The sequence below is a fragment of the Pantoea sp. PA1 genome (assembly GCF_056856975.1).
Map to the genome: position 1 here is coordinate 49,918 of NZ_JBXGEE010000001.1, position 16,919 is coordinate 66,836.

Consider the following 16,919-nt stretch of genomic DNA (forward strand, 5'->3'; position numbering starts at 1 on the left):
CGATCACCGACTCTGCCTGCGTTCTTTTTTCCCCTCTTTATACCTACGGCGATGACGCGCAAAAAATGGACGTTCGTACGGTGCGCGCCATCAACACCCACAACGACATGTGGGACACCCTTTGCGGCCATCCGGCTGCGGCGAAGTAGTGCGCTGATGGTCAGCGCGCTATCCCAATAATCCTGAGGAGGATTCTATGATCGAAGTTAACTCTTTTGCTGAACTGCGTACCACAGTCCCACCAAAATCAGGTGAAGTGGCGAGCCTGAAACGCTATTACGACAAAGATTCCAGCTTCCGTGGCGGCGCTGATTTTGTCGGCTTCCTCAGCACCACCCCGCTGAAGGATGATGGGGGTACGGTGGCGGTGGGGAACGGTTTCTACTGGAAGCGCACCATCAACGATCCCACTGAAGTGAATATCCTGCACTTCGGCGCGAAAGGGGATGGTGTCACCGATGATACCGACGCCTTTATGCGGATGCTGGCATGGACTCAGAGCTATAACACCTACGTGAAATCGCTGCCGGTGCGTTTTCCGGGTGGCCGCTTCCTGATTTCACCCATCGATCTCAGCGCGACGGAGACGGCGTTTTTTGGTATTCAGGGTGATGACAGCGATCTCGGATCGTCACCGCGTACCACCATCATTTCCGACAAAAGCGCCAATACGGTGTTTAAGGTTAATGCGCGCCGGATCGTCATCAAAGGCATCTGCTGGCATGGACAGGCTAATGCCGGAACCGTCGACACCACTGCCAAAGTCACCGTCACGCCAGAGCAGTGCAGCAACGTTCAGCCGTTCTTTGAAAACACGATTGTGGGCGGCCAGATCGTTAATATCTACTGCTTCAAGGCGCAAAGCACCGGCGGAACCGTCTTTAAGCTGCAGGATACGCTCGACAGTAAGTTTGATCAGGTCTACAGCTCAAGCACCTTCTCACGCGTGTTTGATGTTGGCTGGTCAAATACACCGAAGGGGAACTGGGACCACTCAACTGCGATTGAGTTGTGCAACGCCAACTTCCAGTCGGGCTATGGCGACGCCACGCTCTATATGCCGCGCGTGACCCAGGGGATCATGCGCAACGTCTGGATTGAGCACACCACCAACCCGGGGGATCTGTCGGACGGCGGCTGGACCATCGATACGCTCAACATTGAAGATTGTGGCACGCCGCTCAATCTCAACAATGCCCGCGTCCTGATGCGTCATATCAACCTGCAGGCCGGGGCGAAAATCACCAATGACGTGGCCGGCAATAAGTGGCTGTCGACCTTTGAATATGGCTATCGTCGGGATGAAAACTACGGCTCCTTCCTGACCGGTTCGCTGCGTGCTGGCTATTACAGCGGCTATAAAGTGGTGAACAACACCGACACCGATAACTGGTATCGGCTGGGTCAGCTCTATTTCCCGGCGCCTAACCAGCAGTGGGTGATGGAGTTAATCGGGAAAGCGGACGCCACCACGCCCTCCGGCACCGCCGGTTCGCCGGTTAACGTCGTCGGCACGGGTAAGACGCTGATCAACCTGCAGCGTCTGGAGACGGTCTGGGCCGATGCGTACCATATGGGGCAGCCGTCGGTGCTGGACATCCGCTATGGCCGGGTAGGGACTACCTATGCCGTTATCTGGGTCAAGCTGAAAGCCAACAGCGGCGAGACGATGTTCAACCTGAAGACCACCGGGCCGACCCGTTTCGACACCGGCTCCTGCTCGCTGTTCCAGTCCGACATGTCCGTGGTGACAGACGTCACCAAAGTCGGCTCTCTGAAACCCGCGGCACGCTTCGGCATGCACAACGGACTGGCGGGCATCGGGGCCAACGAAAAAGGCGTGGTTACACTCGCTACCGCAGCGGGAACACCCGCCAACAAGACCGCGCCAACGGGGTTTGTGCTGATCAATATCAACGGCGTTGACCGCAAGGTCCCTTACTACGATTGATGATCGGCATGTTTTGGGCGAGGCTCCGGCCTCGCCCTTTTTTGATCGGCCGTCAGAAACCGCAACGGCTCCCCGGCGATACTGACAGCGCGCGGTAAAACCGATAAGGTCATGGTCAGCGCAGATAAAACCCAGATATGAGGAGAAAAAGAGGATGAAAAGAGGCGTTATCGCGGCGGTGCTGGCTGCCGTTCCGCTGTTCGCGAGTGCCGCGGCCCCAACCTATCTGTTTGATTTTATCCAGAACAAACAGACCGGCCAGGCGTATCACAAGCTGATCGCGGGACACGCTTTTCCGGCATGGGTTAAGCAGGGCGGCACCAGTACCCCGGCCACGGAGGTCACCATTAAGGGGGTGAAGTATCAGGCGCTGTCGGGATGTAAGCCACACAACTGCCCGGCGCAGACGATTGCCATCCTCTACTCGCCGGAGAAGGGCGATATTCATGGCGTCTACTCCGATTATGATGAGAAAAGCCGGCGTCAGACGCTGACCTGGCTGAACCTCGATCCCATTGATGAGGGTGGGATGCGCAATAGCCTGCTGAGCGAGCTGAATGGCGATCTGGCACCCTGAGTCACACTGGCAGACAGAGCAGAATAGTGGCATGCGGGACGCATCGCTGAGACGTTTCCCCGCATGCCGGCCCGCTGAAACGGGCGGCCGCACAATTTGAGATTAATTTCAATTGCGGCTTGCGCCACCTGGTTAAGTGTGGCTTAATGAATCGTCGGTTTGATTAACAGACACTATCAAAGTAAGTAACCAAAGCAGTTCTCATCTCTAAGTTTGTCGCGAGACATCCCTTCTTTTTGAGTCTTCTCTTACGTTCTGATTAAAATCTGTTCTCAGGCCATTATGCCGGAAGGCTCGATATATTAAGGATTTAAGCATGTCTAACAAAATTCGCGGTACCGTTAAATGGTTTAACGCAGAGAAAGGCTTCGGTTTCATCTCTCCTCAGGACGGCAGCAAAGATGTATTCGTACACTTCTCTGCAATCCAGGGCACCGATTTCCGTTCATTAGACGAAGGTCAGCAAGTTGAATTCACAGTAGAAAATGGCGCCAAAGGCCCAGCTGCTGCGAACGTTGTTGGTCTCTAAGGACTGAAAATTACTTTTAAATGTCCACACTGTCATGGCTCACAGTTTCGTACATCACATTTTGATGTCACAAGAGCCAACCCGCATGGAGCGAAATGCATTTTCTGCAAATCTGTTGTTGTTCAGGTGAACACGGCAAGGATTGCGATTCAGAGCCAGCCTCGCGCACTCTGACAGGCTAGTGAGCCATATAGCGTTGTTGCATTTACAGTAATAAAAGGCTGCCTCTGGCAGCCTTTTTTGTTTCTGCTGTTGCCCGACCCGGAAACAGGCCCGCCGCAGCAGGCCGCTTCGGACGTTAACGCAGTACCGGCTGCAGGGAGAGTTTACCGGTGTTAAACACGCTCATGGCCTGTGCCATCCGCTCTGCCTGATCCTGTAGCGCCTGTGACGCGGCTGAGGCTTCCTGTACCAGCGCGGCGTTCTGCTGGGTCACCGCTTCCATCTGGGTAATCGCCTGGTTGATTTCACTGATGCCGCTGCTCTGTTCGCTGCTGGCGATAGTGATTTCGCTCATGATGTTCGCCACGCTCTGCACGCTGTTCACCACCTCCCCGATAGTAGAACCCGCATGTGTGACCAGCTTGCTGCCCTCATCGACTTTCGCGACAGAATCCTCAATCAGCACTTTGATCTCTTTTGCCGCTGACGCTGAACGCTGCGCCAGATTGCGCACTTCCGTCGCAACCACCGCAAAACCGCGACCCTGCTCGCCCGCACGTGCCGCTTCAACCGCCGCGTTCAGAGAGAGAATGTTCGTCTGGAAAGCGATGGAGTCGATAACGCTGATGATATCGACAATTTTCCGTGAGGAGAGGGCGATCGCTTCCATTTTCTCAATCACCTGCTCCATCACCACGCCGCCTTCACGCGCCACGCTCGAGGTTGCCGACACCAGATGATTGGCTTCACGCGCATTATCGGCGTTGTGCTTCACCGTCGAGGTCATCTGCTCCATGGCCGACGCGGTCTCCTCCAGCGAGCTGGCCTGCTGTTCGGTACGGGTAGAGAGATCGAGGTTGCCGCTGGAGATCTGATTCGAGGCCACCGCGATCGTGTCGGAGCCGGTGCGCACTTCGGTCACAATAGAGAGCAGGTTGTCGTTCATTCGCTGCAGCGCCTGCATCAGAATGCCGGTCTCATCACGCGAGGTGACCTGCATCTGCGAACTCAGATCGCCTGCGGCAACACGTTCAGCCACGTCAACCGCCGCCACCAGTGGACGCACGATAGAGCGGGTCAGGAAGTAGCCCAGCACAATCGAAGCCAGAATCGCCAGGGCGGAGAAAATCAGCGTGACCGTAATAGCCGACTGGCCATTATCCATAATGCCCTGACCCTCACTGCGCAGCTGCGAGTCCTGGGAGTTGGCAAAATTGATGGCGTCCTGCAGGAATTTATTCTGTGTGGCGGTCATGGATTGCAGCACATAGGTGCTGGCAGCATCAAAATTACCCGCCTGTACCAGCGCCATCAGCTCGGCTTTCACCTTTTCGAAGGCCAGCGATGACGCGAGAAGACCGGCGATCTTTTTCTTACCCACCGGCGTGACCTGAATGGCCTCGATCTTCTTCATGGCGTTGTTAGTGCGTTGTGTCGCCTCTTCCAGCTGACCAAAGCGTTTCGCATTCTTTTCCGGGTGCAGCGTGTCGATCACCATGCCGCGCAGATATTTAATCTGATCGTTAACGCCGTCGCGCACATCAAAGGCCAGCCGGACCTTTACATAACGATCGTCAACGATCGAGGCGATCGCCGTATTAATACTGTTAATCCTCGTTATTGAGGTCACGCCGATGACGATCAGCAGCGTGACAATAATACCAAAGGCTGCAGCGAGCCGTATTCCCACCTTCATATTACTGATAATGAACATAATCTCTTCCCGTATTAATATTAATCAATGAGTTATCAACAATAAGGTGCCTTGCCGTTGTGCGCAGTGCCTTGCTGATGCCTGAGGCCAGGACCGCAGACAAAAAGGGGGTCTCGCGCATACAGTTATCGGAGTGCGCAGATTTACCTTTAATATTTTTTAAGTAATAACGTTGCGTGAATAAATAATCGGGTCTAAGCATCAGAAAAAATGAACAATGATTGAGCGGCGAAATTAAGACAAAAAAAAGGGCTGTCAGCAGAAACGCTGACAGCCCGGTTTAAACAATGGCTTAAACGTCAGAAAATCAAAAAGTAGAGGCCAGCCCAGAATGCGAGGCTCAGGGTAACGGCGGTAATCCATGCCAGCTGGCGTAAACGGCCACGCAGCAGCTTCTGGCGAGCAGGGGTAACGGGTAAGGTTTCAATGTGCATAGTCGGTTCCTTGTCAGGTGAGCCGTAAACGCGGGCGAATGTGCCCGCATTCGCTTAGCGGGCCGCGTCGAGAACGTTGAAAATCACGTCTGACAGTTCGTTCAGCTCAAACTTCGCCACGTAGCCATCGGCACCGACTTTGCGCACGTGATCTTCGTTGGCGCTGCCGGAGAGGGAGGAGTGAATCACCACCGGCAGATACTTCAGAATCGGGTCACGCTTGATGTTGCGGGTCAGCGTAAAGCCATCCATTTCCGGCATCTCCAGATCGGTCAGCACCAGAGCAATTTTGTCATGGATCGACTCGCCTGCTGCCTGCGCGTCCTGGCTCATCTGCTTAATTTTTTCCCAGGCTTCCAGGCCGGTGTTATACATCAGCGCCGGGATGCCCATACTCTTCAGGCCCTGTTCCAGCAGCTGACGCGCCACCTTGGAATCCTCTGCCACAATCGCAACGGCGCCAGGGCGATAGTTGAACGTGCGTGGTCGGGCCGCTTCAGGCTCAACGCCGCGCACCGACGGAATGATGTCATACAGGATTTGCTCAACGTCCAGCACCATCGCCAGCTCATTGCTCTGCTTGTCACTGTCCAGACAGGCGATACTGGTGATGTTGCGACCGCCGATACCCGCTTCCGCGGTGTGAACCTGGCTCCAGTCGAGACGCACAATGTTTTCAACGGACTCAACGGCAAACGCCTGAGTGTTGCGGGCATACTCGGTCACCAGCAGCAGGTTAAGGCCGGTTTCCGGCACACAACCGGCCACGGCAGGCAGGTCGATGACCGGAATGAACTGACCCCGAATACTCGCCATCCCCAGCAGCGGCGACCGCATGCCAGCGGCTTTGGTGATGGCCGGCATCGGCACAATTTCACGCAGCTTGAAGACGTTAATGCCAAACAGCTCGGACTTGCCTTTCAGCTGATCGGAACCTAAGCGAAAAAGCAGCAGCTCAAACTTGTTCGATAACGCGAGGTTCGCTCTTTCATCAATCTCTTTTTGAAAATTATCCATGGTTGCCTCTGCGTTAACGCAGCTGGTGAAATAGGGTGTGTAAAGGTTATCGGCAGCAAACGGAAAAAGGTGAGAAGAGAAGGGTGAAATAAAACGATCGCCAATTAATGTGCCAGGCTTAACCCTGAAGGTTCAACATGGACACCTTTCCAATAAAGGAGTGTGAAATGAAAAAAGTGATTTTAGCGTCATTGCTGGTGATGGTGAGCGCGGGCGTTGCAGCGGAAGAGGGCGGATACAAAGCGGGTGAAACGCCACCGCCACAGCACAAGCAGGATGCGGGCTATAAAGGCTCTGAAGATACCGGTCAGACGCATATCGATCAGATCCGCGACTTCCGTCAGGGCGGTTACGTGACGCTGGAAGGCTACATCGTGAAGAAAGAGCAGGGTGAACGTTATCAGTTCCGTGACAACACCGGGACGTTACCGATTATCGCGCCGAAGAAAACCTTTGATGGTAAGACCTACACTGCGGAAGACAAAGTGCGGGTCAGCGGCAAGGTGCAGGGTAAAGGGGATAAGACCACGCTGCACGTGACCCAAATCGAAGAGCCGTAATAAAAACGGGCGAGGTTATCCTCGCCCGTTTTTTCAATCCTTCAGCAGAATCGCCCGGCAGGTTTTGCCTTTGATTTTGCCCTGCTTGAGCTTCACCAGCGCGCCTTTTGCCTGACTGGCTTCAATGGCCACGTAGGCATGGGTCGGCGTCAGCACAATCTTCCCAATCTGCTCCGCGCGATACCCCGCCTCACCGGTCAGTGCCCCCAGAATGTCGCCCGGACGAATCTTGGCTTTACGACCGCCATCGATGCAGAGCGTCATCATGGCCGCAGGCAGCGGTTTGCTGCTGCCTTTTTTCAGCGTGCTGGCCGCGATCCACGGCAGTTTCTGCTGCAGGAAATCTTCCAGCGCGTGGGCGCGAGCCATCTCATCGGGTGCCACCAGGCTGACCGCAACGCCATGCTCACCGGCGCGTGCCGTGCGCCCGATGCGATGCAGGTGGACTTCAGGGTCCCAGGCGAGCTGATAGTTGACGACCATCGCCAGTGATTTGATGTCGAGTCCGCGTGCGGCGACGTCGGTAGCAACCAGGACACGACCGCTGCCATTAGCGAAGCGGATCAGGACGCGTTCGCGGTCGCGCTGTTCGAGATCGCCATGCAGCGGCAGGGCGCTGATGTCGCGTGCGTTGAGCGCCGCGGCAACATCGTCGCATTCACGTTTGGTGTTACAGAAGACCACACAGGAAGCGGGCTGATGATCGCTGAGCAGGGCAATCAGTAAGCCCAGTTTTTCATTGTGGCTCGCTTCAAAGAACTGCTGGTCAATAGCGGGCAGTTCGCTGACATCTTCTGTCACCACGCTGAGCGCGTCGCGCTGGAAGCGGGTGCTGATAGCCGTGATGCCGTCAGGCCAGGTCGCGGAGAAGAGCAGGGTCTGGCGTGACGCGGGGGTGGCTTCAATGATCGTTTCCATATCATTCAGGAAGCCCATCTCCAGCATCCGATCTGCCTCATCGAGCACCAGCGTGTTGAGCTGGTCGAGCTTGAGGTTTTCACGATGGATGTGGTCGAGGATACGACCTGGCGTGCCGACCACGATATGCGGCGGATGCACCAGGGAGTCGCGCTGTGCGCTCATCGGCTGTCCGCCACACAGGGTGAGGACTTTGATGTTACGGGTGAAGCGTGCCAGCTGGCGCAGCACGTTGCCTACCTGATCCGCCAGTTCACGGGTCGGACAGAGGATCAGGGCCTGAGTCTGAAAGCGGGTGCTGTCGATGTGATGCAGTAAGCCGATACCAAACGCAGCCGTTTTACCGCTGCCGGTTTTTGCCTGCGCGCGCACGTCGCGTCCCTGCAGAATGGCGGGCAGCGTGGCGGCCTGGACCGGCGTCATGCTGGTGTAGCCCATCTCGCGCAGGTTATCGAGCTGGCTGTCGGGAAGCGAATTGAGGGTAGAAAAAGCGGTCACGGGCGCGGCCTCTGAGGCTGAAAGTGTAGGGCATGATTGCGGGGCAAGTCTGGCAGAAAGCACGCCAGACGGCAACGGGAACCTCGATGGTTAGCTGGGTGAATCTATCTCTGCCGTATCGCTTAGGAATAGACTGAAGTTTGCCTGAAAATGGTGGTTTTTTTTAATTAATTGGCCGGTGCCGAAGGCGACTAATCAAAAAAGGGTATTTCATGAGGCCAGTCATAGGTTTATAAGCTGCCGTTTTTAAAAATTTATTTCATTGTTAATCAGATAAATCCTTTGTCATGACTCCAGTAATAGAATTAATCATTAAAAAATATCACTCCTGGTGCCGATAAAAATCCTGAGCTAATTGCTTTATATTTAGCGCGCCATATTCCTGGTACAACGACCGGTAGAGGGTATTTGCATTGAGTAATAGCATCCAGGGACCACATGAAAATGTGCTTAAAATAGTAGGCCGCGCCGTACTGACACTTCACGTTCATGGAGAGAGCTTATCTGCGGATAAGATCGCTTCGATGATCGGGTGTTATGCGGAAGATGAGCCCTGTGATCAGGAAGATCGTCGCTTATACGCGCTGGCAATGGAATTAATGTCGAATCAACAATGGGCCAAAAGCGCGTAACACGCACTCCGCTCAGGTAAATGCAGAGCCTCCCCTGTGGAGGCTCTGTCGTTTCTGGGAGGCGTATGTCCGGCAGTCGTTTCCCTGAGCAGGCGCGATCCATTTCGAGATACCACTCAGCTTCCTGTCAGAGCAGGCTTCAGGGAGCATACGCCCTCCGCAAAGACGCAAAACCGCCATCCCTGGCAGGCTCAGCGCGGGCCATCCCTGGCCCGCTATGCTTTGCTACAGGCGTATGCTCCCTTCGCTTCAAGTCCGGCAGTCGCATCAGTTACTGACATTGACGGCGAGACCACAGGCAGGATGATTGTGGCTGCAATGATGAAGGATAAGGCGCAGGGAACAGGGTCAGAAGAGGAAAGCGTCCCGCGCCAGGGACGGCGCGGGCCGAGCGGCCATGGATGGCCTGAGCGACTTTCCGATCTGACCCTGTTCCCTGAGCAGGCTCGATCTCTCCGCTATGATTAAGCAGGCTAAACGCCCACCATCCGCCCTGCGATTTCAGGCCGATGACAGCGCAAACACGGGTTTACCGCGCGAGAAGGTCGCGACTACCGGTGAAATCCGTGCCACGGCTTCGGCGGAGCAGCTGGCGGCTACCAGCATCATGCTCGCCTCATCGCCCGGTTGCGGCCACTGTCTCTCACCCTGAGCCGAAAGCGGGAGCCGATCGTCTGTGGCAATCCCCAGCGCCCGCGACAGCGAAAACTCATCCGAGCCGCGATAGAGCTGGGCATAGAGATTCGCTTTTTCCAGCATGCTGCCGGTGCCAAAGGGTGACCAGTGATCGATAACGCTGTCGGTGCCGGTCATGACTTTTACGCCCGCCGCCTGCAGCTGCGGAATCGGCATGGTCAGTTTGCCGAGGGGAAGCGTTGAGGCCACGCTGAACTGCTGCTCTGCCAGCCCTTCAATCATTTTGTTCAGGGCGCTCCCCTCCAGCGTCGCCAGCGCAAAACCGTGGCTCAGTGTCACATTGCCTTTCAGCGCCGGGTTCCTGGCGACGGTGTCGATCATGTACTGGATCGCGGCCACGCCAGCCGGGGAGGTTTCATGCAGATGGATGTCAACGCCGCGCTGATAATCGAGTGCAATCCGGAACATCGCATCCAGTGACTTCTCCATCGCGCCATCCACGCTGGTAGGGTCCAGCCCGCCCACCTTTGCGACGCCGTGCTGTATCGCCTCGCGCATCAGGCCATCGACCTGCGAGTGCAGCAGGCCGTGCTGTGGAAACGCCACGATCTCGCAGTGAAAGGCGGGGTGCCGCGCCAGCGCCGCCTGCAGATGTTCCAGACTCTGCAGGCCACTGACCGGATCGATATTGCAGTGGCTGCGGGCGCGGGTGGTGCCTTTGGCGTTCAGCAGGGCGATTAACGCTTCGGCACGCGCCTGTGAGTGCGGCAGCAACTGCGGAATCAGCACCTGCTCGCGGGCAATCATATCCATGATGGTTTTGCCCTGACGGGGACGGGGCGCCTGCCACGGGCCGCCGTAAAAGGTCTTATCAAGGTGGATGTGCATATCCCGGGTGGCGGGCAGCAGCAGCGCATCCTGCGCATCCCATGACGGCAGAGTCGTATCACCCTGACCAGCGGGCGTCAGTCGATCAATGCTGCCGTCGCGCACGCTGATATCGTAACGGCCGGTGCGGGTGGCGACGATCTCATCCTCCTCACGAATAAACCCCTCCTCCAGCCGCACATTGCGCAGCAGATAGTGATCCTGCTGAGGCAGCGGGGCGGGGGTGTCAGGATGGGAGACGGAGGGGGCGGAAGTCGTCGCGGCACTGGCCGGGCCGAGACCCGCAGCGAGCAGGCCGCCTGCGGCGGTCCAGCGGACACCCTGTCCGAGAAAGTCACGGCGGCTCGATGAAGAGGAAACAGGCATAAAAACTCCAGTCAGGGGAACAGACCGTTAATCTGACAAAGGCGGGCTTACCCTGCTGCGCTATTTCTCACTGGTGACTATTCGATATCTCACTGCCAGCGCAGCTGACCGAACGCCGCCAGTGATTCCGCCAGCGCACGCTGCAACGGATCCTGTGGATGACGGCAGAACAGCGCCAGTTCAAAAGTATCAATCACCGGCAGCCCCTGCTCACGGCCCAGCACCCGATGTCCGGGCAGGCGACAGCTGGCGGGCAGCAACGTCAGCCCCAGCCCCTGCGCACTGGCGGCGGCCAGCGCCACCAGACTGGCGCTGCTGTAACTGATGCGCCAGCTTCGGCCCAGCGCATCGAGCGTCTGACACACCTCATCGCGATAAAGCCCCTGCTGGGGAAACAGCACCAGCGGCACCGGCGTCTGTTCGAAGCAGGGCCACTCCGCGCTGTCGAGCCACAGCAGCGGTTCCGGCCGCGATGCCAGCGGACGATCGCCATAGGGCTGCTTAATCAGCATGATATCCAGCTCTTCACGCTGCCAGGCGCGCCTCAGCTCCACCTGCATGCCGCTCATCACATCCAGCCGCAGCTGAGGGTGGGCGCGACTGAAGTGCGCCAGCAGACCGGCGGTGGGGGCGGCAAAATCTTCCGGCACCCCCAGCCGCAGCACGCCGTCGCGCCACTGATCGCTCAGGACATCGTGGGCTTCCCCGTTCAGCGCAATAATCCGTCGCGCATAGCCTAAAAGTTTCTCGCCCTCTTCGGTGATCTGCACCTGATGCGAGGAGCGAACCAGCAGCGCCTTTCCCACCATCTCCTCAAGGCGCCGCACCTGCTGGCTGACGGTGGATTGCGACAGGTGCACCCGGTCGGCCGCCCGGGTGAAGCTGGTGGTTTCGCACACGGCCACAAAACTGAGCAACTGCTGCGGGGTAAACATCGGCTGACGATTCATTTTTTCACTACCTGGCAGAGTAATATTTCATTTCCCAATAGTATCGGCTGCTGTCAGGCTGACAACTTTTAAACGTTTGGATTGCCGATGAAGAGAGATAACGTTCTGCTGCTGGCGGCACTGGTACTGGCCGGGCTGAATATGCGGCCGCTGATGACCTCCGTCAGCCCGCTGCTCGGCCAGTTACGCCAGAGCATTGGTTTGGCACCGCTGGCGGCGTCGCTGCTGCCAGCGCTGCCGATGATGATGATGGGCGCGATTGCCCTCGTCAGTGCGCCACTGATGCAGCGCTTTTCCGTGCGCAAACTGCTGTTGGGCGGGCTGCTGCTGTTGCTGCTGGCCCTGGCGAGCCGGCTGTTTGTGACGGAGGGGCGAGGACTGGTGCTGACGACCCTGCCGGGCGGTGCGGGCATCGGCATCGTGCAGATGGCGATGCCGGGAGTGATCCGTCAGCGCTTTGGCCAGCGCAGTGCCGGGGTCACCGGTCTGTGGGCCGCGGCGCTGATGGGCGGCGGTGGCATCGGTGCGGCAATCTCGCCGTGGCTGACCGGGCAGCTTGGCTGGCAGGGCGCGCTGAGCAGCTGGGCGCTGCCGGTGGTGCTGGCTATGCTGCTCTGGCTGTTTATCGCCAGCAGACCGGTCGCCCGCCAGGAGAGGGCAGCGCTGCCTTCCCTCTGGCGTAAACCGCGCGCCTGGACCCTGGCGCTGAGTTTCGGCCTGGTGAACGGCGGTTACGCCATCTGTGTCGCCTGGCTGCCCGACTTCTATCACCAGCTGGGCTGGCCTGCGCAGGCGGGCGGCTCACTGCTCGGCATGATGATCGGCTGTCAGGTGACCGGGGCGCTGCTGCTGCCTCTGATGGCGCGGGGGCGCGATCGCCGTCCGCTGCTGCTGCTGACGCTGGCGATGCAGCTCAGCGGCATGCTTGGCTTCCTGTTTGCCCCGCAGCTGGCTCCCTGGCTCTGGGCGGGGATCGCGGGCGCAGGACTGGGCGGGGCGTTTCCGCTGGCGCTGGTACTGGCCCTGGATCATCTGGCGCAGCCGCAGGCGGGTGCGCGGCTGGTCGCCTTTATGCAGGGCGTCGGCTTTATTATCGCGGGCAGTATGCCGTTTATCGCCGGGCAGTTGCACACGCTTACCGGCCACTTCAGCAGCGTGTGGGTTCTGCAGGCGGCGGTTACGCTGCTGCTGATTGCGCTGAATCTGCGTTTCCATCCGCGCAGTTATCCGCACGCCTTTCCCGAAGAAAACCCCTGATTTTGGTCAGACCAATCGGCGCAATATTTTTCCCTGGTTCACACAACCAGAAAAATCGCGCAACTTTTGTTGCCACAAGTTAACAATGCATTAACTATCTCCAGCCATAAGGCCCGCGAAAGCCGGATGTGGTCTGACCAATCCGGCGGGCTGAGGGAATGCAGCACAGCGACTGTGTTCCATCTCATCTTTCCTCTGGAGATAACGGCATGCAGATCTGGCAACAAAACTACGATCCGCTGGGCAACATCTGGCTTTCGAGCCTGGTCGCACTGATACCGATTCTGTTTTTCTTCTTTGCACTGATTAAACTTAAGATGAAGGGCTATCTGGCGGCCACCCTGACTGTGGTGCTGGCGCTGCTGGTGGCGCTGTTCCTCTATCAGATGCCGGTGGCACAGGCGCTGGCCGCCGTGGTGTATGGTTTTCTCTACGGCCTGTGGCCGATAGCCTGGATCATTGTCGCCGCCGTTTTCGTTTACAAAATTTCGGTTAAAACCGGCCAGTTCGATATTATCCGCGCCTCTATCCTGTCGATTACGCCCGATCAGCGCCTGCAGATGCTGATTGTCGGCTTCTCGTTCGGCGCCTTTCTGGAAGGGGCGGCGGGCTTTGGTGCACCCGTCGCGATTACCGCCGCGCTGCTGGTGGGGCTGGGCTTCAACCCGCTCTATGCCGCCGGACTCTGCCTGATCGTGAATACCGCGCCGGTCGCCTTTGGCGCGATGGGAATTCCGATTATCGTGGCGGGGCAGGTCACCGGGCTGGATAGCTTCGCCATCGGCCAGATGGCCGGACGTCAATTGCCGCTGCTGACCCTGATTGTGCTGTTCTGGATTATGGCGATTATGGATGGCTGGCGTGGGGTAAAAGAGACCTGGCCGGCAGTCATGGTGGCGGGCGGTTCCTTTGCTGTTGCCCAGTTTCTCAGCTCCAACTTTCTGGGCCCGGAGCTGCCTGACATTATCTCGTCGCTCGCCTCGCTGATATCCCTGACGCTGTTTCTGCGGGTCTGGAAGCCGGTGCGCATCTTCCGCTTTGCTGATGCCGGGGCGAAGCAGGATGACGCCCTGACTCCGCCGCAGACGTACCGGCTGGGCCAGATCGTTCGCGCCTGGATGCCGTTCCTGTTTCTCACCGCCACCGTAACGCTCTGGAGTATTCCCCCGTTTAAGGCGCTGTTCACCCAGGGCGGCGCGCTCTATGAGTGGGTGCTGAACATACCGGTTCCGCTGCTGAATGGGCTGGTGGCGCGGGTGCCGCCGGTGGTCAGCAGCGCCACCCCTTATCCGGCTCTCTATAAACTCGATCTGATCTCCGCCACCGGCACCGCGATTCTGATCGCGGCGATTGCGGCGATGATCTTCCTGCGCATGAAACCCAGGGCCGGATTGCAGACCTTTGCGGCCACGCTGAAGGAGCTGGCGCTGCCCATCTACTCTATCGGGATGGTGCTTGCCTTTGCCTTTATCTCCAACTACTCCGGCCTCTCCGCCACGCTGGCGCTGGCCCTCGCGCACACCGGTCACGCGTTTACCTTCTTCTCGCCGTTTCTGGGCTGGCTGGGCGTCTTCCTGACCGGATCGGACACCTCATCCAATGCGCTCTTCGCCGCTCTGCAGGCTACCACCGCGCAGCAGATTGGCGTCTCCGATGTGCTGCTGGTGGCGGCCAACACCACCGGCGGCGTGACCGGCAAGATGATCTCACCGCAGTCGATCGCCATCGCCTGTGCGGCGGTCGGGCTGGTGGGCAGAGAGTCCGACCTGTTCCGCTTTACCGTGAAACACAGCCTGATTTTCACCTGTATGGTCGGTCTCATTACCACGCTTCAGGCCTACGTTTTCCCCTGGATGATCCCATGACAAACCCGGCAGACCCGCTGGTGACGCGCCTGCGGGCGTACATCACCGACCATCATCTTGAGCCAGGCATGCGCCTGCCCGCCGAGCGACAGCTGTCGGCTGAACTCGGCGTTTCACGCTCCTCGCTGCGTGAGGCGATTCAGCAGCTGATCAGCAGCGGGATGCTGATCAGCCGGCGTGGCGGCGGAACCTGGCTCCGGCAGCAGCTGGCCCCCTGGTCGGAACAGCGCATCGTGGAGCCGATTCGCCAGCTGCTGCATGACGATCCCGACTACCGCTATGACATTCTGGAGGCGCGTCACGCCATTGAGGCCAGCACCGCCTGGCATGCGGCACTGCGCGCCACCGACGCCGACAGAGAGCGGCTGCAATACGCCTTTGATGCCACGCTGAAGCTGAAGGAGAGTGACGATCCCGATCTCGCCGCCCAGGCCGATGTGCGCTTCCATCTGGCGATTGCCGAGGCGTCGCACAACCTGGTGCTGCTGCAGACCATGCGGGGCTTTTTTGAACTGCTGCAATCCTCGGTCATGCAGAGCCGTCAGCGGATGTATACCCAGCCTGCGATTTTTGCCCGCCTCACGGAACAGCATCAGGCGCTGCTCGACGCCATTCTCGCGGGCGACGCCGACGCCGCCCGGCAGGCAGCGATGCAGCACCTGGGGTTTGTTCACACCACCATGAAAAGCCTGCATGAAGATGAAGCGCGTCAGGCGCGCATCACCCGCTTACCGGATAACGACACACGCAACCCTAAGGAATCCGACTGATGATTATCTCAGCTGCCAGTGACTATCGCGCCGCCGCGCAACGTATCCTGCCGCCGTTCCTGTTCCACTATCTTGACGGCGGGGCCTATGCCGAACATACCCTGCGTCGCAATGTGGAGGATTTGTCGGACGTGGCGCTGCGCCAGCGTATTCTGAAGAACATGTCAGAACTGAGCCTGGAAACGACCCTGTTTAAGGAAACCCTGTCGATGCCGGTTGCGCTGGCGCCGGTAGGACTGTGTGGCATGTATGCCCGTCGGGGAGAGGTGCAGGCGGCGCGCGCGGCCGCCCTGAAAGGGATACCGTTTACCCTCTCCACGGTTTCGGTCTGCCCGATTGAAGAGGTGGCACCGGCGATTAACCGCCCGATGTGGTTCCAGCTCTATGTGTTGCGCGACCGCGGCTTTATGCGCAACGCCCTGGAGCGCGCCAAAGCCGCGGGCTGCTCGACTCTGGTCTTCACCGTCGATATGCCGACGCCGGGTGCCCGCTATCGCGATGCGCACTCCGGCATGAGCGGCCAGCACGCCGCGCTGCGGCGCTACTGGCAGGCGGTCACGCATCCGCAGTGGGCGCTGGATGTCGGCCTGCAGGGACGTCCACACGATCTGGGCAATATCTCTGCCTATCTCGGCAAGCCGACCGGACTGGAAGATTACATCGGCTGGCTGGCGAACAACTTCGATCCCTCTATCTCCTGGCGCGATCTGGAGTGGATCCGTGAGTTCTGGGACGGGCCCATGGTGATCAAAGGGATTCTGGACCCGGAAGATGCGCGCGATGCGGTGCGCTTCGGGGCCGACGGGATTGTGGTGTCTAACCACGGCGGCCGTCAGCTGGATGGTGTGCTGTCGTCTGCGCGGGCGTTACCGGCGATTGCCGATGCCGTCAAAGGGGATCTTGCCATTCTGGCAGACAGCGGTATCCGCAACGGGCTGGATGTGGTGCGCATGATTGCGCTGGGCGCAGACAGCGTGCTGCTGGGACGCGCCTTTATCTATGCGCTGGCGACCCACGGTCAGCGCGGCGTGGAAAACCTGCTGAACCTGATTGAGAAGGAGATGCGCGTTGCCATGACCCTGACCGGCGCGAAGTCCATCGCGGATATCACGCGCGATTCGCTGGTGCAGGCCGGGGCGCTGCTGGAACCGCAGAGCGCCTCACCCCGTCCGCGCGCGGTGAGTTAAGCCTGCGA

General features: G+C 58.5%; 15 protein-coding genes. 9 read left to right on the forward strand and 6 right to left on the reverse strand.

Annotated features, from left to right (window positions below; translation table 11 throughout):
* The first annotated feature begins 196 nt into the window (after nucleotides 1-196).
* From AC1V0D_RS00280 to ymcF, 4 genes are all read left to right on the forward strand, one after another.
* Nucleotides 197-1,951, forward strand: a complete 1,755-nt coding sequence (locus tag AC1V0D_RS00280; protein WP_046101314.1) for a glycosyl hydrolase family 28-related protein — start codon at nucleotides 197-199, stop codon at nucleotides 1,949-1,951.
* A gap of 154 nt (nucleotides 1,952-2,105) precedes the next feature.
* The gene (locus tag AC1V0D_RS00285) at nucleotides 2,106-2,528 is read left to right on the forward strand and encodes an Ivy family c-type lysozyme inhibitor (protein WP_052722459.1); all 423 of its coding nucleotides are present in this window, start codon (nucleotides 2,106-2,108) and stop codon (nucleotides 2,526-2,528) included.
* A 316-nt stretch (nucleotides 2,529-2,844) separates the two neighbouring features.
* Nucleotides 2,845-3,057: a transcription antiterminator/RNA stability regulator CspE gene (gene cspE / locus AC1V0D_RS00290; RefSeq protein WP_009091867.1), complete on the forward strand. Its 213-nt coding sequence runs from the start codon at nucleotides 2,845-2,847 to the stop codon at nucleotides 3,055-3,057.
* A 3-nt stretch (nucleotides 3,058-3,060) separates the two neighbouring features.
* A complete protein-coding gene (gene ymcF, locus AC1V0D_RS00295) occupies nucleotides 3,061-3,231 on the forward strand; it encodes a cold shock small protein YmcF (RefSeq protein ID WP_140028666.1) in 171 nt (56 codons plus the stop codon).
* 124 nt (nucleotides 3,232-3,355) lie between these two features.
* Here the strand turns inward: ymcF and AC1V0D_RS00300 are convergent, their stop codons facing one another.
* The 3 genes from AC1V0D_RS00300 to AC1V0D_RS00310 form a co-directional block, all read right to left on the reverse strand.
* The gene (locus tag AC1V0D_RS00300; RefSeq protein ID WP_111208034.1) at nucleotides 3,356-4,933 is read right to left on the reverse strand and encodes a methyl-accepting chemotaxis protein; all 1,578 of its coding nucleotides are present in this window, start codon (nucleotides 4,931-4,933) and stop codon (nucleotides 3,356-3,358) included.
* A gap of 299 nt (nucleotides 4,934-5,232) precedes the next feature.
* The gene (locus AC1V0D_RS00305; protein ID WP_255348909.1) at nucleotides 5,233-5,367 is read right to left on the reverse strand and encodes a hypothetical protein; all 135 of its coding nucleotides are present in this window, start codon (nucleotides 5,365-5,367) and stop codon (nucleotides 5,233-5,235) included.
* A gap of 54 nt (nucleotides 5,368-5,421) precedes the next feature.
* Nucleotides 5,422-6,384, reverse strand: coding sequence for a chemotaxis protein (locus AC1V0D_RS00310; protein WP_009091860.1), 963 nt, complete (start codon nucleotides 6,382-6,384; stop codon nucleotides 5,422-5,424).
* A gap of 167 nt (nucleotides 6,385-6,551) precedes the next feature.
* Between AC1V0D_RS00310 and AC1V0D_RS00315 the strand changes: the two genes are divergently transcribed.
* Nucleotides 6,552-6,944, forward strand: a complete 393-nt coding sequence (locus AC1V0D_RS00315; RefSeq protein WP_009091859.1) for a YgiW/YdeI family stress tolerance OB fold protein — start codon at nucleotides 6,552-6,554, stop codon at nucleotides 6,942-6,944.
* 33 nt (nucleotides 6,945-6,977) lie between these two features.
* Here the strand turns inward: AC1V0D_RS00315 and dbpA are convergent, their stop codons facing one another.
* The 3 genes from dbpA to AC1V0D_RS00330 all read right to left on the reverse strand — a co-directional run bounded on the left by dbpA (nucleotide 6,978) and on the right by AC1V0D_RS00330 (nucleotide 11,832).
* The gene (gene dbpA, locus AC1V0D_RS00320) at nucleotides 6,978-8,360 is read right to left on the reverse strand and encodes an ATP-dependent RNA helicase DbpA (RefSeq protein ID WP_046101317.1); all 1,383 of its coding nucleotides are present in this window, start codon (nucleotides 8,358-8,360) and stop codon (nucleotides 6,978-6,980) included.
* Nucleotides 8,361-9,493: 1,133 nt separating this feature from the next.
* Nucleotides 9,494-10,882: an amidohydrolase gene (locus tag AC1V0D_RS00325; RefSeq protein WP_482906799.1), complete on the reverse strand. Its 1,389-nt coding sequence runs from the start codon at nucleotides 10,880-10,882 to the stop codon at nucleotides 9,494-9,496.
* An 89-nt stretch (nucleotides 10,883-10,971) separates the two neighbouring features.
* Nucleotides 10,972-11,832, reverse strand: a complete 861-nt coding sequence (locus AC1V0D_RS00330; protein ID WP_009091854.1) for a LysR family transcriptional regulator — start codon at nucleotides 11,830-11,832, stop codon at nucleotides 10,972-10,974.
* Nucleotides 11,833-11,919: 87 nt separating this feature from the next.
* Between AC1V0D_RS00330 and AC1V0D_RS00335 the strand changes: the two genes are divergently transcribed.
* The 4 genes from AC1V0D_RS00335 (at nucleotide 11,920) to lldD (ending at nucleotide 16,911) form a co-directional block, all read left to right on the forward strand.
* A complete protein-coding gene (locus AC1V0D_RS00335) occupies nucleotides 11,920-13,089 on the forward strand; it encodes a cyanate transporter (RefSeq protein ID WP_482906800.1) in 1,170 nt (389 codons plus the stop codon).
* Between the two features lie 209 nt (nucleotides 13,090-13,298).
* Nucleotides 13,299-14,954: an L-lactate permease gene (lldP, locus tag AC1V0D_RS00340; protein WP_058956386.1), complete on the forward strand. Its 1,656-nt coding sequence runs from the start codon at nucleotides 13,299-13,301 to the stop codon at nucleotides 14,952-14,954.
* Nucleotides 14,951-15,724, forward strand: a complete 774-nt coding sequence (gene lldR / locus AC1V0D_RS00345) for a transcriptional regulator LldR (RefSeq protein ID WP_154928038.1) — start codon at nucleotides 14,951-14,953, stop codon at nucleotides 15,722-15,724. The genes lldP and lldR overlap by 4 nt, the downstream gene beginning before the upstream one ends.
* Nucleotides 15,724-16,911 carry an FMN-dependent L-lactate dehydrogenase LldD gene (gene lldD / locus AC1V0D_RS00350; protein WP_058956385.1) on the forward strand — a complete coding sequence of 396 codons (1,188 nt, stop codon included), beginning with the start codon at nucleotides 15,724-15,726 and terminating at the stop codon, nucleotides 16,909-16,911. Before lldR ends, lldD begins: the two co-directional genes overlap by 1 nt.
* The last annotated feature ends 8 nt before the right edge of the window (nucleotides 16,912-16,919 follow it).